This window comes from Stenotrophomonas sp. As-7 (genome assembly GCF_030291015.1).
Taxonomy (GTDB): domain Bacteria; phylum Pseudomonadota; class Gammaproteobacteria; order Xanthomonadales; family Xanthomonadaceae; genus Stenotrophomonas; species Stenotrophomonas lactitubi.
This window is the reverse complement of sequence record NZ_CP127405.1, coordinates 356,077-378,232: the sequence shown is the minus strand read 5'-3', so window position 1 is coordinate 378,232 and position 22,156 is coordinate 356,077. Positions and strand designations below refer to the sequence as shown.

20 protein-coding genes are annotated in these 22,156 nt (G+C 66.9%); 15 read left to right on the top strand and 5 right to left on the bottom strand.

Features of this window, described 5'->3' with window-relative positions:
- Positions 1 to 105 precede the first annotated feature (105 nt).
- On the bottom strand, positions 106 to 987 hold the full coding sequence (locus QP457_RS01715; RefSeq protein ID WP_205405818.1) for a histone: 882 nt from the start codon (positions 985 to 987) through the stop codon (positions 106 to 108).
- A gap of 489 nt (positions 988 to 1,476) precedes the next feature.
- Between QP457_RS01715 and QP457_RS01710 the strand changes: the two genes are divergently transcribed.
- The 10 genes from QP457_RS01710 to QP457_RS01665 all read left to right on the top strand — a co-directional run bounded on the left by QP457_RS01710 (position 1,477) and on the right by QP457_RS01665 (position 10,022).
- Positions 1,477 to 2,910 carry a Do family serine endopeptidase gene (locus QP457_RS01710; RefSeq protein WP_099819644.1) on the top strand — a complete coding sequence of 478 codons (1,434 nt, stop codon included), beginning with the start codon at positions 1,477 to 1,479 and terminating at the stop codon, positions 2,908 to 2,910.
- A 102-nt stretch (positions 2,911 to 3,012) separates the two neighbouring features.
- Complete coding sequence (locus QP457_RS01705) at positions 3,013 to 3,375, top strand: hypothetical protein (RefSeq protein ID WP_025878359.1); 363 nt, start codon at positions 3,013 to 3,015, stop codon at positions 3,373 to 3,375.
- 8 nt (positions 3,376 to 3,383) lie between these two features.
- The gene (locus QP457_RS01700; RefSeq protein WP_025878358.1) at positions 3,384 to 3,854 is read left to right on the top strand and encodes a phage holin family protein; all 471 of its coding nucleotides are present in this window, start codon (positions 3,384 to 3,386) and stop codon (positions 3,852 to 3,854) included.
- Positions 3,851 to 4,294, top strand: coding sequence for a protein sip-5 (locus QP457_RS01695; RefSeq protein WP_205405816.1), 444 nt, complete (start codon positions 3,851 to 3,853; stop codon positions 4,292 to 4,294). Before QP457_RS01700 ends, QP457_RS01695 begins: the two co-directional genes overlap by 4 nt.
- Before the next feature lie 67 nt (positions 4,295 to 4,361).
- Positions 4,362 to 5,468 carry an AI-2E family transporter gene (locus QP457_RS01690; protein ID WP_100554483.1) on the top strand — a complete coding sequence of 369 codons (1,107 nt, stop codon included), beginning with the start codon at positions 4,362 to 4,364 and terminating at the stop codon, positions 5,466 to 5,468.
- Between the two features lie 93 nt (positions 5,469 to 5,561).
- On the top strand, positions 5,562 to 6,029 hold the full coding sequence (locus tag QP457_RS01685) for a hypothetical protein (RefSeq protein ID WP_205405814.1): 468 nt from the start codon (positions 5,562 to 5,564) through the stop codon (positions 6,027 to 6,029).
- A 68-nt stretch (positions 6,030 to 6,097) separates the two neighbouring features.
- Entirely contained in the window at positions 6,098 to 6,826 is a 729-nt protein-coding gene (locus tag QP457_RS01680) for an HAD-IA family hydrolase (protein ID WP_205405812.1), read from the top strand.
- Positions 6,827 to 6,829: 3 nt separating this feature from the next.
- Entirely contained in the window at positions 6,830 to 8,197 is a 1,368-nt protein-coding gene (locus tag QP457_RS01675; RefSeq protein ID WP_180164383.1) for a M17 family metallopeptidase, read from the top strand.
- Positions 8,198 to 8,382: 185 nt separating this feature from the next.
- Complete coding sequence (locus QP457_RS01670; protein WP_205405810.1) at positions 8,383 to 9,489, top strand: catalase family peroxidase; 1,107 nt, start codon at positions 8,383 to 8,385, stop codon at positions 9,487 to 9,489.
- A complete protein-coding gene (locus tag QP457_RS01665) occupies positions 9,486 to 10,022 on the top strand; it encodes a cytochrome b (protein WP_205405808.1) in 537 nt (178 codons plus the stop codon). The genes QP457_RS01670 and QP457_RS01665 overlap by 4 nt, the downstream gene beginning before the upstream one ends.
- Positions 10,023 to 10,514: 492 nt before the next feature.
- On the opposite strand, the gene QP457_RS01660 is transcribed toward QP457_RS01665, so the two are convergent.
- The 4 genes from QP457_RS01660 to QP457_RS01645 are packed head-to-tail and all read right to left on the bottom strand — an operon-like array spanning position 10,515 to position 14,007.
- Complete coding sequence (locus QP457_RS01660; RefSeq protein ID WP_180164389.1) at positions 10,515 to 11,117, bottom strand: response regulator transcription factor; 603 nt, start codon at positions 11,115 to 11,117, stop codon at positions 10,515 to 10,517.
- Positions 11,114 to 12,328, bottom strand: a complete 1,215-nt coding sequence (locus tag QP457_RS01655) for a sensor histidine kinase (RefSeq protein WP_180164391.1) — start codon at positions 12,326 to 12,328, stop codon at positions 11,114 to 11,116. Before QP457_RS01655 ends, QP457_RS01660 begins: the two co-directional genes overlap by 4 nt.
- Positions 12,329 to 12,334: 6 nt before the next feature.
- The gene (locus tag QP457_RS01650) at positions 12,335 to 13,114 is read right to left on the bottom strand and encodes an ABC transporter permease (RefSeq protein ID WP_180164393.1); all 780 of its coding nucleotides are present in this window, start codon (positions 13,112 to 13,114) and stop codon (positions 12,335 to 12,337) included.
- Entirely contained in the window at positions 13,111 to 14,007 is an 897-nt protein-coding gene (locus tag QP457_RS01645; RefSeq protein WP_205405807.1) for an ABC transporter ATP-binding protein, read from the bottom strand. The genes QP457_RS01650 and QP457_RS01645 overlap by 4 nt, the downstream gene beginning before the upstream one ends.
- Before the next feature lie 202 nt (positions 14,008 to 14,209).
- Between QP457_RS01645 and QP457_RS01640 the strand changes: the two genes are divergently transcribed.
- From QP457_RS01640 to QP457_RS01620, 5 genes are all read left to right on the top strand, one after another.
- Entirely contained in the window at positions 14,210 to 15,457 is a 1,248-nt protein-coding gene (locus QP457_RS01640) for an efflux RND transporter periplasmic adaptor subunit (protein ID WP_205405799.1), read from the top strand.
- Between the two features lie 102 nt (positions 15,458 to 15,559).
- Positions 15,560 to 16,249: an ABC transporter ATP-binding protein gene (locus QP457_RS01635; RefSeq protein ID WP_025878346.1), complete on the top strand. Its 690-nt coding sequence runs from the start codon at positions 15,560 to 15,562 to the stop codon at positions 16,247 to 16,249.
- Between the two features lie 14 nt (positions 16,250 to 16,263).
- Entirely contained in the window at positions 16,264 to 17,421 is a 1,158-nt protein-coding gene (locus tag QP457_RS01630) for an FtsX-like permease family protein (RefSeq protein ID WP_099819632.1), read from the top strand.
- A gap of 13 nt (positions 17,422 to 17,434) precedes the next feature.
- On the top strand, positions 17,435 to 18,751 hold the full coding sequence (locus tag QP457_RS01625; protein WP_205405797.1) for an ABC transporter permease: 1,317 nt from the start codon (positions 17,435 to 17,437) through the stop codon (positions 18,749 to 18,751).
- A gap of 440 nt (positions 18,752 to 19,191) precedes the next feature.
- Positions 19,192 to 22,050, top strand: coding sequence for a TonB-dependent receptor (locus tag QP457_RS01620; RefSeq protein WP_205405794.1), 2,859 nt, complete (start codon positions 19,192 to 19,194; stop codon positions 22,048 to 22,050).
- Positions 22,051 to 22,156 lie beyond the last annotated feature (106 nt).

The following is a 22,156-nucleotide window of genomic DNA, read 5'->3' as shown; positions in this document are numbered from 1 at the left end:
CCCCAGCCTGCTGCCGCAGATCCACGCCAGGCGCGGATGAGCGCCCCCGAAAACGCAGAAGGCCCTCCCGCCCGATGAGCGGAAGGGCCTTCGAACGAAGCGCGATTACTTGCGCTTGGCAGCCTTGCGCACGGCCTTCTTGGCCGGAGCCTTCTTGGCCACAGCCTTCTTCAGCGGTGCAGCCTTCTTGGCCACGGTCTTGCGGGTAGCGGCGACCTTCTTGCCGACAACCTTCTTGGCGACGGCGGTCTTCTTGCCGACGACCTTCTTGGCAGCGGCGGTCTTCTTGCCGGCAACCTTCTTGGCAGCGACAGTCTTCTTGCCGGCGACCTTCCTGGCGGCGACGGTCTTCTTGCCGGCGACCTTCTTGGCAGCGACAGTCTTCTTGGCCACAGCCTTCTTGGCGGTAGCGACCTTCTTGCCGACAACCTTCTTGGCGGCCACGGTCTTCTTGGCTACAGCCTTCTTGGCGGTAGCGACCTTCTTGCCGACAACCTTCTTGGCAGCAGCGGTCTTCTTGGCAACAGCCTTCTTGGCGGTCGCAACCTTCTTGGTGGCGGCCTTCTTCACGGTGGCGACCTTCTTGCCGGCAGCCTTGGTGGTCTTCTTGGCAGCAGCAGCCTTCTTGGTCACGGTCTTGCCGGCAGCCGCCTTCTTCTTGGCCACTTCCTTCTTCAGGGCAGCCGCTTCGGCCTTGGCGTTCTTCTTGGCCGCTTCCAGCTTCTTCTTGGCGTTGGCTACGGTCTTGCCGACCGACTTGGCGGCCTTCTCGGCCTTCTTGGCAACGGTCTTCTCGACCTTGGCCACGACCTTCTTGGCCTTGGCGACGCGGGTGGTGGCAGCCTTGCTGGCGCGCTTGACGGTCTTCTTGACCGACTTCACTGCGTCTTCGGCGGCGTGGGCGATGGTCTCGCCGACGTTGGTGGCGGTTTCTTTCACGTTCTCGACGGCGTCGGTCACGACCGACACACCATTACCGTTGCTCATGTTGCCCTCCTAGGGGCCTGGATTGTCAAAACGGGGCGATGCTATACCGACAATGGCTATCGTGGAACGGGCACGGCCGGTCAATCGCATCCGGTGCGACGCATCTGGTGTAAGCGATGGCGGCGGCTGACGCGCCGCGCAGTCAGGAAATCCCTTTTTTTAAGCAGTGTGCTGCGCCGCCCGCCTGCTGCCGGCATGCCGGTGCAGGCACTGGCAGCAGCAACGCATCCGCGCAGCAATGAGCGTCATCGCAAGGTCAGGATGCGCGGAACTGCGCAAGTGTCGCGGTGTATCACGGCGCTGTCGGCCTGCCTTGCGGCGCTCGCACGCGGCTGTCGCGAACAGCGGTATGACGCGTTCGGAACCTCTCCGGCACCCTCGGCACGGGTCGGATTTTCATGGGGCATTTATCCAGATCGCGACACACTCATTCAGCTTGTTCTACCGTATGCGTCAACGGCCCCCATCCCAGCCTGCGAACCGACTCCCATGCGACCGCTTCCCACCCTGCTTACGCTCGCAATCGCTGCTGCCTTCGGCGGCTTCGTTGCCACTGGCCTCAACGCGCACCTGGACAACCGTGCCGATGCCGCTCCGCTGCCGGCGGTACTGCCCACCACCGCAGCGCTGCCGGCATCGGTCGCCGGGCAGGCGGTGCCATCGCTTGCACCGATGCTGGAAAAAGCGATGCCGGCGGTGGTCAGCGTCAACACCAAGCAGGTGGTGCGGGTACGCAACCCGTTCTTCAACGACCCGTTCTTCCGCCGCCTGTTCCCGGATATTCCGCAGGAGCGGATCAACGAATCGCTCGGTTCGGGTGTCATCATCGATGCCACCGAAGGCCTGGTGCTGACCAACCACCATGTCATCGACAACGCCGATGACGTGCAGGTGACACTGGCCGACGGGCGCACGGTCAAGGCCGAATTCCTCGGCTCGGACCGCGACACCGACATCGCGCTGATCCGCATTCCGGCGCAGAACCTGACCGACATCAAGCTGGGCAACAGCGACCAGTTGCGGGTGGGCGACTTCGTGGTCGCCATCGGCAATCCGTTCGGTTTCAGCCAGACGGTCACCTCGGGCATCGTCTCGGCGGTGGGCCGCAGTGGCATCCGCGGGCTGGGCTACCAGAACTTCATCCAGACCGATGCATCGATCAACCCGGGCAATTCCGGTGGCGCACTGGTCAACCTGCAGGGCCAGCTGGTGGGCATCAACACCGCCAGCTTCAACCCGCAGGGCAGCATGGCCGGCAACATCGGCCTGGGCCTGGCGATTCCGTCGAACCTGGCCCGCAGCGTGGTCGACCAGCTGGTCAAGCATGGCGTGGTGGTGCGCGGCACGCTGGGCATCGAAAGCCAGAACCTGAGCGCGCAGATCGCGCAAGGCCTGGGACTGGGCGAAACCCGTGGCGCACTGGTGACCCGCGTGCTGGCCGGTTCGGCCGGTGCCGCCGCAGGGCTCAAGCCGGGCGACGTGGTGGTCTCGGCCAACGGCCAGCGGGTGGACAGTGCCGAAGCACTGCACAACGTGGAAGGCCTGGCGGCGGTGGGCAGCGTGCTGACCCTGGACGTTCGCCGCGAGGGCAAGCCGCTGCAGATCAAGGCAACACTGAAGGAACAGGCGCGCGTGGTCAGCGGCGAGAGCCTGGACCCGCGCCTGACCGGTGCCAGCTTCGTCGACCTGCCCGAATCGCTGCGCCAGTCCGGCGTGGGCGGCGTGCTGGTCAGCGAGGTCAAGCGCGGCAGCCGCGCGGCGACCAATGGCCTGCAGCAGGGCGACATCATCACCGATGCCACGGTTGGCGAATTCGCCGACCTGGCCAGCTGGCGCGCCAATTTCCAGCAGCGCCCGCCGACCCTGGTGCTGCGTGTCCTGCGCAACAATGGCCAGCAGCAGGGCCAGTTGGTGATGCGGTGATCGCCTGGCCGTAACGCCCCCTATACCCGCGTGATGCTATCTCTGTATGCCCAGGTCGGCTGAGCCGATCACCCGTTCCCCCATCGCAACAGGAGTGATTCGATGAGCCCCACCAATACCGAAAACCTGAAGGACCACCTGGGTGAAGCCGGTTCCCACCTGAAGCAGGCCGCCAGCGCTGCCGGCGGTGCGATCAAGGGCGCTACCGGTGCCGCGACTGACGAACTGCGCATCGGCAAGGCCAACGTCAAGGCTGAACTGTCCGACAGCGCGCTGTCGGGCCTGGCTGCCGCCGAGTTCGGTGGTGCCGCCGCCAAGGAACAGGTCGACGCACTGATGGACAAGGGCAAGGACCTGATCGACAGCGCCGCTGAACTGATCCGCGAACGTCCGTTGGCCTCGTTCGGTGTGGCCTTCGCTACCGGCTGGATCATCGCCAAGCTGGCCCGCGGCAGCGACAAGTAAGCTGCGGCGTGAGCGAAGACACCACGCAACGTCCCGATCCGGCGGCCACGCCGCCGTTGGACGAGAGCATCCGCCAGGTCGGCGCTGCCGGCCGGGCGACCGCCGATTCGGCCAAGCACTCGCTGCGTTCGCTGCGCCGGTTGGCGTCGGCGGACTTCGCGCTTGCACGCAGTGCGTTTGGGCGTGCGTTGGCCTGGGCCGGCGTCGCCATCGTATTCGGCGCCTCGGCCTGGTTGTTGCTGGCCGCCACCCTGATCGCCCTGCTGCAGAGCTTCGGCCTGAGCTGGCTGCAGGCACTGCTGATCACCTCGTTGCTGAGCCTGGCCGTCACCGGCTATGCGATCTGGCGCGTTTCGTACTTCTTCCACCACACCGGCATGCACGCCACCCGGCGCCAGTTGTCCCGGTTGGGCCTGTTCGATGAGCCCACCGATGATGATCCCGATGCCGGCGTGCAGATTCCGGAGGGCAAGCCATGAAGTTCGGTGCACTGCAGCGGCGGGTAAAGCGCTGCGAACAGGTGATGGCCGTGCGCATCGGCGAGACCCAGGACAACTGGGGCGTACTCAGCCAGGTCTGGCGACAGGGCTGGTCACCACTGCGCATCGTGCTGGTCGGCCTGGCCGGCGGTTTCATCGCCGGCAAGCTGGAGGTTCCAGGCAAGGTCAACGGTGCGCGTTGGCTGCAGATGGTGGGTTCGGTGTCCAGCCTGTTCGCCAGCGCACAGGCCGCGTTTGCCACCGTGGTGGCGGCGCAGGCGGCGGAAACCGCAGACGATGCCGCCGACCAGGCGGATGAGGCCACCGAGCAGCCGGCGCCCGCAGCTGCACGGCCGGCAGCGCAGCCGGCGCCCACGGTGGACACCGAGCTGCGTGGGCCGCGTCCGGCCGAAGCGGCCACCGAGATGTCCGAACGTTGATGATCCTTACCCGCCGCGTTGATCGCGGCGGGTCGATAATGGGCTTCTTTTCCCGGTCGGTACGTCGATGAGCGAGTCCCTGTTGTCCCCGTCGTCGCCTGCGCCGGACGCCCCCGCACCGCTGCCCCCCGCCCCGCGCCCACGTGGCCCGATGTCGCTGGTGATACTGGCGACCCTGGCCGTGGCGTTCACCCTGTGGGCGGCGCAGGACATCATCCTGCCGGTCCTGCTGGCGATGTTCTTCGCCCTGGTCGGCAACCCGATCCTGCGGCTGCTGCAGAAGCTGTGGATTCCGCGCGCGCTCGGCGCCCTGCTGGTGCTGGGCGCCGGACTGGGCGTGACCGGTGCATTGGCGGTGCAGCTGATCGGCCCGGCGATGGACTGGGCACAGGAAGCACCGCAGCAGCTGCGCAAGGTCGCGCGCCAGGTGCAGGACCTGACCAAGCCGGTGCAGCAGGCCAACCAGGCGGCGGAGAATTTCGCGCGTGTGGCCGGTGGCGACGGCAACCGCAAGGTGCAGGTGATCCGCACCCAGCTGGACGATCCGTACCGCATGCTGACGCGCGCGCCGCGGCTGGCCGCCTCGGTGCTGGCCGTGGTGCTGCTGACATTGTTCTTCATGATCTACGGCCAGAGTCTGCAGCGCGCGGCGATCGCCCTGTTCCCGAACCGGCAGCAGCAGCGCTTCACCAGCGACATCCTGCGCTCGATCGAGCATGAGGTATCGCGCTACGTGTTGACCATCAGCGTGATCAACACCGTGGTCGGCCTGCTGTTGGCCGGCGTGCTGATGCTGCTGGGCATCGGCCTGCAGGAGGCACTGCTGTGGGGCACCGTGGCAGCGCTGTTGAACTTCGCGCCCTATGTCGGCCCGCTGCTCGGCGTGGCATTGATGCTGCTGATGGGCTTCGTCGAGTTCCGCGACCCGCTGCAGGCGCTGCTGCCTGCGGCCGCCTACCTGACCCTGCATACCCTGGAAGGGCAGATGGTGACGCCGATCGTGCTTGGCCGGCAGATGAAACTGTCACCGCTGGTGCTGATCCTGGCGCTGATGGTCTTCGGCTGGGCCTGGGGCATGATCGGCCTGCTGCTGGCGGTGCCGCTGCTGGTCTGCATCAAGCTGGTGCTGGCACGACTGGAGGGCATGCAGGGCTGGGCGCGCTTGCTGGAGTGAGCCGGCCAGGACAATGATCGCGCCGATGGCAGGGCCGGAAACAAGGGCAGAACTGGCAGAATAGTCCCCCTTTTTTCGGATGGATCCGTTCGGATGACCTCGTTCGCCACACGCTGCCTCGCCCTCGCCTGCCTTGCCACCCCTGCTTTCGCCGCGACGCCGCCGGCAATCGAGCAGGCGCGTGCCCAGCTGGTCGAAGCGGTCACCTGCCAGCGCCACCTCAGCCCCAAGCAGTTCGAAACGATCGCCCAGTTGCTGGCGCCGCCGCCGCTGCAGGCGGAAAACGGGGAGTCCAGCGGTGAGTTCCTGTTGACCACGCCGCTGATGGTGCTTGGCCAGCCAGTGAACCGCCTGCAGGCGTACGACGGCGACAGCGGCGAGGATGGCGTCGACAGTTTCACCGCGTACTTCAGCACCGCCAGCGTCGAACAGATCGCGGCACTGGCGAAGCTGTCCGACCCGGTGGCAGGCAGCTACACGCGGGAAGTGGGCCGGCACAACCTGGATGTGCGGCGATTCGACGGCCAGACCACCATCAGCTGCTCCTACGACCTGCGCTGACGCACCCTGCAGCGCCCCCTGCCCGTCGCGCGCATGAAAGCGCGCGCGGGCAGGCGTAGAATGGCGGGGTGAAATTCCCTGTCCTTGCCATCACCCTCGACCTCGACGATACGCTGTGGCCGTTCGCTCCGATCGGCGCCCGCATCGACCAGGTCCTGTTCGACTGGATGCGTGAACACAGCCCCGCCACCGCCGCGATGTATCCGGTGGCGGCCATGCGAGAACTGCGCGAGCGCTCGTTCCGCGACAACCCCCACCTGCATTTCGACCTGAGCGCGCTGCGCCGGCTGACGATCCAGGAGGCGCTGGAAAACAGTGGCGCCAGCCTGGACCTTCTGGAACCGGCGTATGAAGTGTTCTATGCCGCGCGCAACCAGGTGGAGTGCTACCCCGATGCGCTCGACGCCCTGGCGCGGATCGCCGCGCGGGTGCCGGTGGCCGCGTTGAGCAACGGCAACGCCGACCTGGAACGGATCGGCCTGGCCCATCACTTCAGCTTCCAGCTGGGCGCGCGCGAGCATGGCGCGGCCAAGCCCGAAGCGAGCATTTTCCACGCCGCCTGCGACCGCCTGGACGTCGCCCCGGCGCAGGTGCTGCACGTGGGCGACCACGTCGAGATGGACGTGGCCGGCGCGATGGCTGCCGGCCTGCGCGGCTGCTGGATCAACCGCGAAGCGGCCACCTGGAACCATCCGCAGCTGCAGCCTGACCTGCAGTTCGACACCCTCACCGGCCTGGCCGATTGGCTCGACGCCAACCTCGACGCCGCCGACGCTGACGAATCCCGGAGTACCTGACGCATGAGCGAGATCACTGGTTTCACCGCCGACACCACCGCCGCGCTGCCGTTGCACGTGCTGGACCGCAGCCAGTTCGAGGCGTGGAAGAACAGCCAGTCCGCTGCGACCCAGGCGTGGTTGAAGTCGCAGGGCTTCACTGCGGGCGCGCATTCGGTTGCGCTGCTGCCCGGCGCCGATGGCCTGGCGGGCGCGGTGATCGGTGTCGGCGATCGTGCCGATGCCTACAGCTACGCCCACGCACCGCACGCCCTGCCGGAAGGCAGCGTGTGGCAGCTGGCCAGCGAACTGCCGGCCGCCGAACAGGCGCTGCTGCAGCTGGGCTGGGGCCTGGGCAGCTACCGCTTCGACCGCTACCGCAAGCGCAACCGCACGCCGGCCCAGCTGGTTGCCACACCGACCGGCGAGGTGGCCGACCTGATCGCCGCCAGCCTGCGCGTGCGTGACTGGGTCAACACGCCGACCGAAGACATGGGCCCGCAGCAGCTGGAAGACGCCGCGCGTGCGCTGGCTGAAGCGCATGGTGCGCAGGTTGAAGCCATCACCGGCGACGAACTGCTGGCGCAGAACTTCCCGGCCATCCATGCCGTGGGCCGTGCCTCGCACCGCGCGCCGCGGCTGATCGTGCTGCGCTGGGGCAAGGAGACGGACCCGGCACTGGCGCTGGTCGGCAAGGGCGTGTGCTTCGATACCGGCGGCCTGGACATCAAGCCGGCCGATGGCATGCGCAACATGAAAAAGGATATGGGCGGCGCCGCCCACGCGCTGGCACTGGCCGGGCTGGTGATGGCCCAGCAGTTGCCGGTGCGCCTGACCCTGCTGGTGCCAGCGGTGGAAAACGCGATCGGCCCGGATGCCTTCCGTCCGGGCGAAGTGATCGCCACCCGCAAGGGCCTGAGCGTGGAGATCGACAATACCGACGCCGAAGGCCGGGTGATCCTGTGCGACGCGCTGACCTTCGCCGGTGAGCAGAAGCCGGACCTGGTGCTGGACTTCGCCACCCTGACCGGCGCGGCGCGCATCGCGCTGGGCCCGGATCTGCCGGCGCTGTTCAGCAACGATGACACGCTCGCCCAGCAGTGGCTGCAGGCTGGCGACGCCACCCGCGACCCGGTGTGGCGCATGCCGCTGTGGCGCCCGTACCTGCGTTACCTGAGCAGCGGCATCGCCGACCTGGCCAACGCCGGTTCGCGCATGGCCGGCTCGGTGACCGCCGCGCTGTACCTGGAACGCTTCCTGGAAGATGGCCAGCGCTGGGCACATCTGGACGTGTATGCCTGGAACGATGGCGAGCGCCCGGGCCGCCCGGCCGGTGGCGAAGCCCTGGCCCTGCGTTCGGCCTGGGCGATGCTGAAAGCGCGTTACGCCTGATGCAGCCGCCGGGCATGGCCCGGCGCTACCGATGCCGGTGCGGGTGCTGATCCGCAATTCCAGTAGGTGCCGGCCTTGGTCGGTACCCGGCAAATCTGACGAAAAATTGAATTTCGGCTCCGGCCGGGTTCTGCGAGGATGTGGTGGTCGCCCACCCACACGTCCGTGAAGGCAGGACTCCGACCATGTCGCTCTTCCGCTACACCCGTGCCGGCCAAGGGCCGCAGTCACCGCGCACGCATTCACCGCTGCCCTGGATCGCCCTGATCGCGCTGATCCTGGGCGTCGTCGCCCTCGCTTTTGCCTGGTTGGCCGGTTGGATCGGCCGCGACCGGCTGACCGCGCAGCGCTTCACCGACACCATCGAGGCCACCGGCCCTGCGCATCCCGGCTTCCGCCGCGCGCACAGCAAGGGCGTGTGCGTGAGTGGTTGGTTCGAACCCAGCGCGCAGGCACCAACGCTTTCCAGTGCGAGGGTGTTCTCGCAGGCGCGCGTGCCGGTGATGGGCCGCCTGTCGATCGGCGGCGGTGACCCCTACGGCGCCGACAACACCGCACGGGTGCGCAGCATCGCGGTGCAGATGGTCAGCGATGATGGCCAGGAATGGCGGATGGCGATGAACAGCTTCCCGTTCTTCGCCGTGCCCACCGCCGAAGCCTTCTACGAGCAGACCCGCGCGCAGATTCCGGACCCGGCCACCGGCAAGCCCGACCCGCAGAAGATGGCCGCCGTACTGGCGAAATACCCCAGCGCGCAGGCGTTCCAGCAGTGGGCCAAGAGCGCACCATGGACCAGCAGCTGGGCCAACACCACCTTCAACAGCGTCAACAGCTTCTGGTTCACCAACGCACAGGGGCAGAAGCGCGCGGTGCGCTGGCGCTGGCAGCCGCAGGCACCGGTGGTGGAGATGGATGCGGACGCACGCAAGCAGGCCGATGTCGATTTTCTCAGCCAGGAACTGCAGCAACGCCTGACCAGCGGCCCGGTGCGCTGGAACCTGGTGGTCAGCCAGGCTGCGCCCGGCGATGCCATCGATGACCCCTCGGTGCCGTGGCCGGAATCGCGCGATCAGGTGGTGGCCGGTGTGCTCAGCCTCGACCGCATGCAGTCGCAGGAAGAAGGCGCCTGCGGCCAGCTCAACTTCGATCCGCTGATCGTGCCCAGCGGTGTGCGCGGCAGCGATGACCCGATCCTGGCGGCGCGCTCGGCGGTGTATTCGCAGTCGTTCAACCGCCGCGAACGCGAGCGCGCCAGCGGCAACGTCGAGCAACCGAAGGAGGCTGCGCAATGAACACCGGCAACGGCCACTTCAACCTGCTCGCCCGGGTGCTGCACTGGTCCATGGCGCTGATGATCATCGCGATGCTGTTCGTCGGCGTGACCATGGTCGCCTCGCTGCACCTGCGGCCGATGCTGATCGACCTGCACCGTCCGCTGGGCATCGCCATCCTGCTGCTGGCGGTGCTGCGGCTGTACAACCGCCTGCGCCACCGTCCACCACCGCTGCCGGCGGATCTTCCCGCATGGCAGGTGCTGGCGGCGAAGGCTTCGCACTGGATGCTGTACGCGTTGATGCTGGCGATGCCGCTGATCGGCTGGGCGATGCTGTCGGCCGGCGGCTACCCGATCGTGCTGGGCGGTGGCCTGCACCTGCCACCGATCGTGCCGCACACCCCGGCGCTGTACGCCGCGTTGCGCAATGCGCACAGTCTGCTGGCCTATGTGCTGTTCGCCACGGTGCTGATGCACGTGGGTGCGGCGCTGTTCCACCTGTGGGTGCGCCGCGATGGCGTGTTCCAGGCGATGGCACGCGGGAAGGATTGACGGGGTTCGCCAGTTGTTTCCGGCGTGTCATTTCCGCGATCGCGCAGGGGTGTCACTTTCTTGCTCGTGCAAGAAAGTAACCAAAGAACACGCCGCCAGGTCGCGAGCCGGTGCTGCGCACCGGTGCCCTGCGCTTCTCGGCTCGCTGAAAGGCGGGCTGGAACGTCAAGATCAAAGGCAAAAGCATCCACGCATGGCGTGGATCTACTGGGTGCAGCTGTTGCTCTTGAAGTTGGGTCCGCCTTGAACGAGCCGAGCACCGCAGGTCCGGCGAGGGCGAAGAGGCGCGGGTGTCTGAGCGCAGCGAGTTCCCGCGCCGTCCCTCGACGGACCGAGGAGCACAGGGCACCGGTGCGCAGCACCCGCTCGTGTTCGGCGGCGTGTTTCTTTGGTTACTTTCTTTGCACGAGCAAAGAAAGTGACACCCATCCGCGGTCGCGGAAATGATCCGCCGGGCATGGCCCGGCGCTACCGGTGCGTCGGCGCACGCTACTACAACCACCCCTTCTGCCGCGCCAGCCGATACGCCTCGATCCTGTTGGCCACGCCCAGCTTGCCGATGCATTCGGACAGGTAATTGCGCACTGTGCCGTGCGACAACCCCAGCTGCTCGGCGATCTCGCTGGCGGTGCGGCCCTCGCCCGCCAGGCGCAGCACGCGGCGCTCGCGGTCGGTCAGCGGATCGGCCTGCGACCAGGCATCCAGCGCCAGTTGCGGATCGATCGCGCGGATGCCCTGCTTCACCTTGCGCAGTGCCTCGGCCAGGTTCTCGGCCGGTGCATCCTTCAACAGATAGCCCAGCACGCCTGCTTCCAGCGCACGGCGCAGGAAACCGGCGCGGGCGAAGGTGGTCACGATCACCACCTTGATCGGCAGTTCATGGCGGGCGATGCGCTGGGCCAGCTCCAGCCCGCTCAGCCCGGGCATTTCAATGTCGGTGACCAGGATGTCCGGCTGCAGCTGCTGCAGCATGCGCCAGGCGGCTTCGCCGTCGGCGGCACTGCCCAGTACCTCGATATCCGGTTCCAGGCTCAGCAGCGCCGACAATGCACCACGCACCATCGCCTGGTCCTCGGCCAGCAGGATGCGGATCATGCCGCGCCCCCCTGTGCCAGCGATGCCGGCGACAGCGGCATAGTCGCGGCCACCAAGGGTACGCGCACGGTCAGCAGCGTGCCTTCCCCGCGCGGCGACTGCAGCGTCAAATGGCCACCCAGCGCCGCTGCCCGCTCACGCATGCCACACAATCCGTTGCCCTCGGCCTGCACGCCACCACGGCCGTCATCGCGTATCTGCATTGCCAACTGTCGGTCCTCAAGCATGAAATCCACCTGCACCCGGGTCGCCTGCGCGTGGCGCACGATGTTGGTCGCCGCCTCGCGCAGCACCAGTGCCAGCCCACGCTCTACCTCCACTGGCATCGGCGGCGGCGGCATGTACTGCAGGTGTACCTGTTGGCATTCCAGCAGCAAGCGAGCCGAGGCCAGTTCGCCGGCCAGGTCGCTGGCGCGGATGCCGGTGACCGCACTGCGTACCTGTGCCAGCGCCTCGCGCGCGATGTCCTCGGCCTCGCCGATTTCCTGCCGGGCACGCGCGTCATCGCGGTCGTACAGCTTGCGCGCCAGTTCCAGCTTCAGCGTGATCAATGACAGCGTATGCCCCAGCAGGTCATGCAGATCACGGCCGATGCGCTCGCGCTCGGCGGTGGTCGCCAGGCGCCGCACCTCATCCTGGGACAGCTGCAGGGCGACGTCGCGCTGATGGCTCAAGGCCTCCACGTTCACCACCAGCCCGACAATGAACGATACCGCCGGCATCCACACCATGGCCTGCCACGGATAACCGAAGTAGAGCGCGGTGCTGCAGAACAGCAGATTCAGGCCAGTGAGCTGCAACAGGTACACCCACCAACCGCCGCGGCTGCTCATGCGGATCATCACGCAGCCGAACACGAAGTAGCTCAGTCCCGACGGATACCACGGCAGCAGTACAAGGGCCATCGCAATCATGGCCAGCGCGTAGCGCCAGGCGTGGTGCCGTGGCGCCAGCATCACCTTGGCATAGAACAGCAGGAACAACGGATAGCTGGCCAGCGTCAGCAACAACCAGCGCAGCGTGAAGCCATTGCCGAGCACCGGGGTGAGGAAGATCCAGACCGACCACAGCAGATGGATCGCACCACTCCAGGGCGACTTGCCCCGCCGCAGCAGTTCGGCCACCGCCGAATCCGGTGCGGGGCGCAGCAGGGACGCAAGCCAGCTCGGTGGCACGGAAGATTCCAGGCGGGGACGATCGCTGCCGATCATGCCAGTTCAGCCGACCCGGCGCAGGCGGCGGCGCGCCAGCAGCAGTGCGACCGCACTCACACCCAGCAACACCAGCAGATGGCCAACGGTGCCGCCACGTGCCGGCTGGCCAAGAATGGGCAGGGCCAGCTGCGCCAGGTGCCAGGTCGGCCACAGCGGCGCCATCGTCGAAAACACCGTCGGCAATGCCGACAACGGCAGCCACAGCCCCGACAACAGTGCCAGCGGCAGGTAGACCAGGTTGACGATGGCCGGTGCCGCGCTGGCGCCGACATGGCTGCCGATCAGCAGGCCGATCGACCCCAGCGGCAATGCCGCAAACGCCGCCACGACCAGCAGCTGCAGTACCTGCACCGCCTGCAGCTGCACGCCGCCGAAGAGGCACGCCACCGCCATCAGCATCGCGGCGATCAGCACCGCGAACAGCAGGGCCATTGCCAGCCGCGCCAGCAGCGGCGCTGCGGCAGGCAGCGGCAGCGCGCGCTTGAGGGTCAGCAGGCCGCCTTCGCGGTCCAGCGCCAGCTGCACGCCGAAGCCAAACAGCGAGGGCGCCATCGCGCCGAACACGCAATAAGTCGCCAGCAGATAGACCGGCGCGTGGCCACGGCCCAGCAGTACGCCGAACAACAGGTAGAACAGCACCGGGAACAACAACGAGGGCAGCACGAACGACGGCGAGCGCCAGGCGCGACGCAGCTCGGCCAGCAGTTCGGCGCGATACGGACGCAGGGCACGCCAGACCGAGGGCGCGGCACCGGCGGCGGTGGGACGGGTCAAGGTGTTCATGCAGCCTCCCGGGTCAGGTCGAGGAAGGCGTCGGCCAGTGCCGCGCCCTGTACTTCCAGTTCTCGCAGCTGCGCATCGGTGGCCAGCAGCCGGGCTACCACCGGCTCGGCCGGGCTGGCCAGCACCTGCAGATGTTCTCCGTCCCGCTGCACCTGCTGGACGCCGGGCCAGTGCTGCACTTCATCGGCGGCCAGCGTGCTGCGGCAGCGGATGCGTCGCGGGCGGTCGGCCAGGCGCAGTTCGGACAGCGGCGCATCGGCCAGTATCCTGCCCTGCTCCAGCACCACCACCCGTTGCGCCAGCGCCTCGGCTTCTTCCAGGTAGTGGGTGGTCAGCAGCACGCCGCAGCCTTCGGCCACCAGTTGCCGGATCGCCTGCCACATCGCCTGCCGCGCCTGGATGTCCAGGCCGGTGGTGGGCTCATCGAGGAACAGCACGCGCGGGCGGCCGCAGATGGCGATGGCGAACTGCACGCAGCGCTGCTGACCGCCGGACAGCTGGCCATAGCGACGCCGGGCAAGGTCCTGCAGGCCCACACGCTGCAGTACGTCGCCCAGCGGCAATGGATCGGGATAGCAGGCGCTGGCCTGCGCCACCAGTTCATCCACCTGCAGCATCGGCGGCAGGCTGGTGCTCTGCAGCATCACGCCGAGGCCGAGCCGATGATCGCGTTGCTGCGGATCACCGCCCAGCAGCTGGACCTGGCCGGCGTCGGCGCGGCGCAGGCCCAACAGCACGCTGATCGCGGTACTCTTGCCGGCACCGTTGCGGCCCAGCAGGGCCAGTACCTGGCCAGCGCGGACCTGCAGGTCGATGCCGTGCAGGGCGGTATGGTCGCGGTAACGCACCTGCACGTGCTGCAGGCGGGCCAGCGACGGAGCGATCGGATCCATGGGCAGTACCGGTAGCGGGGACGTTGCCATCCTGTGCCGCCGTGGTCACATTTCGCAGTTGCCGCCGTCAATGACATCGGATGACAGCTGTCACTGCCATCACCGATGCACCTGCCTTCATGCTGTGCCGCACGCTCCACCGCCGGAACCGCCGCTGCCTGCCCTTCCGGTCACACCCGCCCGAACGCCTGTGATGGAACGAATGAACGCTTCTGCCGAGCTGTTGAAGGAACTCCGTATCGACCGCAAGTCGCCGCCGCCTGCCTCCAGTGGTGGCAGTGGTGGCCGCCGCTGGCTGTGGGTCGCCGTGGTCGTGATCATCGTGTTGCTGGCCGGCGGTGCATTCGCGCTGTTCGGCCGCACGCCCACCGTGGAAGTGGACACCGCGCCGGCCGTGGCCATCCAGCAGGGCAGCGCCAGCAGTTCGGTGCTCGATGCCAGCGGCTACGTGGTCGCACGGCGCATGGCCACGGTGTCGGCCAAGATCACCGGCAAGGTGCGCGAGGTGATGATCGAAGAAGGCATGCGGGTGGAACAGGGGCAGGTCATGGCCACCCTGGACCCGATCGATGCCGACGCGCAGCGCAGCCTGTATGCCTCGCAGCTGCAGGCCGCGCGCAGCCAAGTGGTCGGTCTGGAAGCCCAGCAGAAGCAGGCCGCCGCCGAGGCCAGCCGCCTGCAGGCGCTGGTCGGCCAGCAGCTGGTCTCGCGTTCGCAGTACGACCAGGCCGTGGCCCAGCGTGACAGCCTGCGTGCGCAGCTGGAAACCGCACGGCGCAACGTCAAGGTGGCCAACGACCAGCTGTCCATCGCCGATCTCGGCGTGGACAACAACATCGTGCGCGCGCCGTTCTCCGGGGTGGTCACCGCCAAGGCCGCGCAGCCCGGCGAGATCGTCTCGCCGCTGTCGGCCGGTGGCGGTTTCACCCGTACCGGCATCGGCACCATCGTCGACATGGAATCGCTTGAGATCGAAGTCGAGGTCGGCGAAGCCTTCATCGGCCGCGTGCAGCCGAAGATGCCGGTGGAAGCCACGCTCAACGCCTATCCGGACTGGAAGATCCCGGCCGAGGTGATCGCCATCATTCCCACCGCTGACCGCGGCAAGGCCACGGTGAAGGTCCGGGTGGCACTGAAAGTGAAAGACCCGCGCATCGTGCCGGAGATGGGCGTGCGGGTCAGCTTCCTGGAACAGGCGCAGCCGCAGGCGGCCAGCAAGCCGCAGGGCGTTCGCGTGCCGGGCGGTGCCGTGGTCCAGCGCGAGGGCGCCTCGGTGGCTTTCGTGCTGGGTGACCAGAACCGCGTGCAGCAACGCACGGTCGAGGCAGGCCAGGCGATGGGCAAGGACCGCCAGATCCTCAAGGGCGTGAGCGCGGGAGAGTCGGTGGTGGTCAACCCGCCGGACACCCTGCGCGATGGCGCCAAGGTGCAACAGAAACAAGCGCAGTAACGGCCTGGCGCCCACGGGCGCCGCCGGCAGCACCGCTCGACGCACGCCCGCGGCCTCCGCCGGTGCGCTCCCCCGTTTCCCGCCTTCCGTGGAGAACCACCCATGTCGACCCTGGTTTCACTGCGCAACATCACCAAGACCTACCAGCGTGGCCCCGAGAAAGTGCAGGTGCTGCACGGCATCGACCTGGATATCGCCAGCGGCGATTTCGTCGCGCTGATGGGCCCGTCCGGTTCCGGCAAGACCACCCTGCTCAACCTGATCGGCGGCCTGGACAACCCCACGGGCGGCGAGATCAGCATCGAAGGCGAGCGCATCGACCAGATGAGCGGCGGGCAGCTGTCGACGTGGCGCAGCCATCACGTCGGCTTCGTGTTCCAGTTCTACAACCTGATGCCGATGCTGACCGCGCAGAAGAACGTGGAACTGCCATTGCTGCTGACCCATCTCAGCGCGGCGCAGCGCAAGCGCAATGCCGAGATCGCGCTAACCCTGGTCGGCCTGGCCGACCGCCGCAGCCATCGTCCCAACGAACTGTCCGGCGGCCAGCAGCAGCGCGTGGCGATTGCCCGCGCGATCGTCTCCGACCCGACCTTCCTGATCTGCGACGAACCGACCGGCGATCTCGACCGCCAGTCCGCCGAAGAGATCCTGGGCCTGCTGCAGCAGCTCAACCGCGAACACGGCAAGACCATCATCATGGTCACCCATGACCCGAAGGCCGCCGAGTACGCTACCCACACGGTGCACCTGGACAAGGGCGAGCTGGCCGACGCCCCGCTGGCCCACTGACGGAGGCCACAGCGATGAAATACTTCTCGTTGGTGTGGGCGCAGCTGTTCCGCAGCCGCACCCGCACCCTGTTGACCCTGCTGTCGGTGGTGGCCGCGTTCCTGCTGTTCGGCATGCTCGATTCGGTACGCGTGGCGTTCTCTTCCGGTGGCAGTGTGGAAGGCGCCAACCGGCTGGTGACAGCCTCGCGCCTGTCGATCACCCAGTCGCTGCCGATCCGCCTGGAAGCGCAGATCCGCCAGGTCAGCGGCGTGCGCGATGTCACCTACGGCATGTGGTTCGGCGGCATCTACCAGGACCCGAAGAACTTCTTCCCCAACTTCTCGGTGGCGCCGAACTACTTCGATGTCTACCGCGAGCTGCAGATCGACCCAGCGCAGCTGCAGGACTGGCAGCAGACCCGCACCGGCGCGATCGTCGGCGAGACCCTGGCCAAGCAGTTCGGCTGGAAGGTCGGCGACACCATCCCGCTGCAGGCCACCATCTTCCCGCGCGGCGGCAGCAACGACTGGCCGCTGGAACTGAAGGGCATCTACCGCTCGAAGGATCGCGCGCTGGCGGCCAACGAAGAACGCCAGTTGATGATGAACTGGAAGTACTTCGATGAATCCAACGACTACATCAAGAACCAGGTGAGCTGGTACACGGTGACGCTGGACAACCCGGATCAGTCTTCGCGGGTGGCACAGGCCATCGATGCGATCTCGGCCAACTCCGACCACGAAACCAAGACCCAGACCGAGTCGGCGTTCCAGCAGGCGTTCGTCAAGCAGTTCGCCGACATCGGCATGATCGTCACCTCGATCATGGGCGCGGTGTTCTTCACCCTGCTGCTGTTGACCGGCAACACCATGGCCCAGGCGGTGCGCGAGCGTATTCCGGAACTGGCCACGCTGAAGACGCTGGGCTTCAAGGACAGCACCGTGCTGACCCTGGTGATGGTCGAATCGGTGCTGCTGATCGGCCTCGGTGGACTGCTCGGCATGGGCCTGGCGGCATTGATCCTGCCGGCCATCAGCCCGAAGAGCATGGGTATGCTGCCGCCGCACGTACCGACGCCGACCTGGCTGGTGGGCATCGTCCTGATCGTGGTGATCGGCATCGTGGTCGGGCTGCTGCCCGCACTGCGTGCCAAGCGCCTGAAGATCGTCGACGCGCTCGCCGGCCGCTGAAGAGGACACCGACATGAACAAGCTCAAGAAGTGGCTGGGAAACGCGGTGACCGTGCTGTTGCTGGCCGTCGGCCTGGCCGTGTGGATCGGCCTGCCGTGGATCGGCGTGCTGGTGATCGCGGTGCTGGTGGGGTTGTGGCTGGCGCTCACCCGCAGTGGACGGCTGGCGCTGGCCGCCACCCGCATCGGCATTGCCAGCCTGCCGCAGCGCTGGGGTGCGTCCTCGGTGATCGTGGTCGGCATCGCCGGCGTCGTCGGCGTGCTGGTGGCGATGCTGGCGATGGGCGAAGGCTTCCAGGCCACGCTCAACAACACCGGCGATGACACCACCGCGATCGTGCTGCGCGGCGGTTCGCAGGCCGAGACCAACTCGGTCATCACCCGCGAACAGGTCCCTACGCTGTCCACCCTGCCCGGTATCACCCGCGATGCACAGGGGCGGCCGCTGCTGTCGCCGGAGCTCTCGCAGGTGGTCAACCTTGTGTCCAAGGCCGATGGCACCGACGTCAACGCGCAGTTCCGCGGTGTCGGCCCGCAGGCGTGGGCCGTGCATGACAAGGTCAAGATCGTCGAAGGCCGCCGGTTCGCCGCCGGGCTGCGCGAAATCGTGGTCGGCCAAGGCGCCAGAAGCCAGTTCCGCGACATGGACGTTGGCAAGACGCTCACCCTGGGCAATCAGACCTGGACGGTCGTAGGTGTGTTCGCTACCGGCGATGCGCATGATTCGGAGCTGTGGACCGACGCCGACACGCTGGCTACGACCTATCAGCGCAGTGCCTGGCAGTCGATCAGCGTGCGCACCGACGGCAAGGCCGGTTTCGAGCAGTTCAAGGCCGCTGTCGCCGCCGACCCGCGCCTGAAGCTGGACGTGGAAACCACCCGCGTCTACTACAGCAAGCAGGGTGGCGGATTGACCAAGCTGATCGATATTCTCGGCAAGGTGATCGGCACCATCATGGCGGTGGGCGCGGTGTTCGGCGCGCTCAACACCATGTATGCCGCCGTGGCCACGCGTGCACGCGAGATCGCCACCATGCGTGCGATCGGCTTCCGCGGCCTGCCGGTGGTGACTGCGGTGATGCTGGAAACCATGCTGCTGGCCCTGCTCGGTGGCCTGCTCGGCTGCGCGGTAGCGTGGCTGCTGTTCAACGGCTACAGCGTGTCCACCATCGGCAGCAACTTCAGCGCGGTGGTGTTCAAGTTCCATGTATCGCCGGAACTGCTGTGGAGCGGGCTGAAGTGGGCGCTGGGCATCGGCCTGGTGGGTGGATTGTTCCCGGCGCTGCGCGCGGCACGGCTGCCGATCACCACGGCGTTGCGCGAGACCTGAGCAGCACGCATTGATTGAATGAGCATTGCGAAGGGGACGGAGCAAAGGCTCCGTCCCTTTTTTTGGTTGCGCGCCATCCACGCGTGGCGTGGATCTACTGCGCGCCATCCACGCATGGCGTGGATCTACCGATGTGGCGCGTGCGGGATCCAGTAGATCCACGCCATGCGTGGATGGATGCATGCGCACTCGCATCGCTACAGATTGCGCAAACACCGCCGCTATCGATGCCTCTGCCCATCGCAGACACAACGCGCGTGACGTTGCGCACAGTGCACCTGTGGATTGTTGGTTGCGATTCATTTTCGCGGCGTTACAGCGCGCGCGGACAAACAGTTACCAATGAAAACACTCTAGAATCCGGCCCCCACGTTGGTTTGCAGCACCCCACGCGTCCATAGAACGGACGCATGTTTTTTCTGAAACACGAGATTTCACGGATGTCCCTGAAGACCACCCCGCTGCGCAACGCGATCGTCATCGCGCTGGCCGCCAGCTGCACCACGCCCGCCTTCGCACAGGAAGCCGGCGATACCCCCACCAACCTCGACCGCATCGAAATCACCGGCTCGCGCATCCGCCAGGCCAGTGTCGAGACCGCGCAGCCGGTGGTGGCACTCAACCGCGCCGACATCGAGAAGAAGGGCTACGTCAACGTTGCCGACATCCTGCAGGACGTCACTGCAGCCGGCGCACCGAGCCTGAGCCGTTCGTCCTCGCTGAGCTCCTCGCGCGATTTCGGCGGCATGTATGTCAGCCTGCGCAACCTCGGTCCGGAACGCAGCCTGGTGCTGATCGATGGCCGCCGCATGGGCGTCAGCGCCGGCGGTTACTCCGACCTGGCCTCGATTCCGTCCGCCATCGTCGAGCGCGTGGAAGTGCTGACCGACGGCGCTTCGGCACTGTACGGCTCGGACGCCATCGCCGGCGTGGTCAACATCATCACCCGCAAGAACCTCGACGGTGGCGAAGCCAGCGTCTATGTCGGCCAGTACGGTGAAGGCGACGGCCAGAAGCGCTCTTACAGCGCCACCTTCGGCAAGACCTTCGACCGCGGCTGGTTCAGCGTCGGCGCCGAGCGCACCAAGGAAGACGAGATCCTCGGCGATGCGCGCGAGTTCAGCCGCTACCCGGGCGGTCCGCGCCACGCCAACGACGTCGATGCGCTGAGCCCGACCACCCAGTGGGGCACCGTCACCGTCGGTGGCAAGCCGCTGACCGTCGGCCCGGGTGGCGACCCGAGCAGCGCTGGCAACTTCCACACGCCGAACCCGGCAGATGGCGCCAACGCCAAGACCAACATGAGCCTGCTGAGCGGCCTGGAGCGCACCTCGGTGTTCGCCAACGGCGGCTTCTCGATCACCGACAATCTGCGCATCGTCGCCGACGCGCTGTACAGCAAGCGCGAGTCGACCAAGCACCTGGCCGGCTATCCGTACTCGGTCTCGGCTGCGCAGTCGCGCAACGGCACCCGCGCTGCGCTGTCCAAGGACAGCACCTTCAACAAGTGGGGCCAGGACGTGCTGTTCTCGCACCGCACCGAAGAGCTGCCGCGCGGTACCGAGAACACGCTGGAAACCAAGCGTGCCAGCCTCGGCCTGGAAGGCAGCTTCGAAACCGGTTCGCGTTACTGGGACTGGAACGTCAGCTACATGTACAACCGCAATGAAGGCGAGCGCGTCGGCACCGGCAGCATGTACCAGCCGCACGTCAACCTGGCCGTCGGCCCGTCCTTCATGGACGGCGACGTTGCCCGCTGCGGTACGCCGGGTGCGGTGATCGCCGGCTGCGTGCCGTGGAATCCGGCTGCGCCGATGGGCTACACCGGCCCGGGCTCGCTGAGCAACCAGGACGTGCAGGACTACCTGTTCACCCGCTTCGTCGACAAGATGCGCAGCACCACCAAGGTCGCCAGCGCCAACATCTCCGGCTCGCTGTTCACCCTGCCGGCCGGTGACATCATGGGCGCGATGGGCTTCGAGCACCGCAGCGAAGAAGCCAGCTACACCCCGGACCTGATGGTGCAGAAGGGCCAGATCGCCGGTACCACCGGCCAGCCGACGCGTGGCGACTACTCGCTCAACGAGGTCTACCTGGAAATGCAGGTGCCGCTGCTGGCCGACATGACCTTCGCCCGTGAGCTGTCGCTGGACCTGGCCGGTCGCTACACCGACTACAACACCTTCGGTTCGACCACCAACAGCAAGTTCGGCCTGAAGTGGAAGCCGATCGACAGCCTGCTGGTGCGTGCGACCTACGGCACCGGCTTCCGTGCCCCCACCGTGGACGATCTCTACGGCGGCGCAGTGTCCAGCCGCGATTCGTTCACCGATCCGTGCGATACGAAGTTCGGCATCGCCGCCAGCAGCCCGACCGTGGCAGCACGCTGCCAGGCGCTGAACGTGCCGGCCAACTTCCGTCAGCAGACCGGTTCGGACGGCAACCTTGCCAACCGCCCGGGCCAGCAGGCCACCTCCGATTTCAACTCTGGTTCCAACGCGGAACTGAAGCCGGAAACCGCCAAGACCTGGACCGTCGGCCTGGTCTACAGCCCGGAATTCGTGCAGGGCCTGGATGTCAGCCTGGACTGGTGGAAGATCCGCATCGACAACGCCATCGTTGGCGAGTCGGCCACCGACATCCTCAACCAGTGCTACGTGCAGGGTGTGGATTCGGCATGTGGTCGCTTCACCCGTTCCACCGCTGCGGCCACCCGTGGCCAGGTCTCGGCGCTGGATCGCTCGCTGGTCAACGCCGGCTACCGCGAAACCGCCGGCTATGACATCGGTGTGCGTTACCGCCTGCCGGAAACCGCGTACGGCAAGTTCGCCATCAACTGGAACACCACCTACACCGACTACCTGGAGAAGCGCAACGACAGCGCCGCCACCACCCCGGTGGAGCAGCGCGTGGGCTGGGCGGGTGACTTCCGCGTGCGTTCGACCGTCAACCTGGATTGGCAGTACGGCAACCTGGGCATCGGCTGGACCGCCCGTTACTACTCGGGCATGAAGGAAGCCTGCTCGTACGATCTGGGCGGTGGCCCGGACTGCAACATGGCCGACTTCGTTTCGCCGTATACCGATGCACAGCCGAGCCGCAAGGTGGGTTCCAACACCTTCCACGACCTGCAGGTGCGTTACAGCCTGCCGTGGGATGGCACCGTGTCGCTGGGCCTGAACAACGTGTTCGACCACCAGGGTCCGATCATGTACAGCCAGCCGAACAGCAGCTTCACCTACTACGGTGGCTTCGACATCGGTCGTTTCATGTACATGAAGTACCAGCAGCGCTTCTAAGCCTGCAACCGCGTTCCCGCCCCGGCCAACTCTCTCCTGGCCGTGGATGGAAGCAGAACGGCGCCCCTCGGGGCGCCGTTCTTTTTTTGCAGGGTCGGATCCCTGC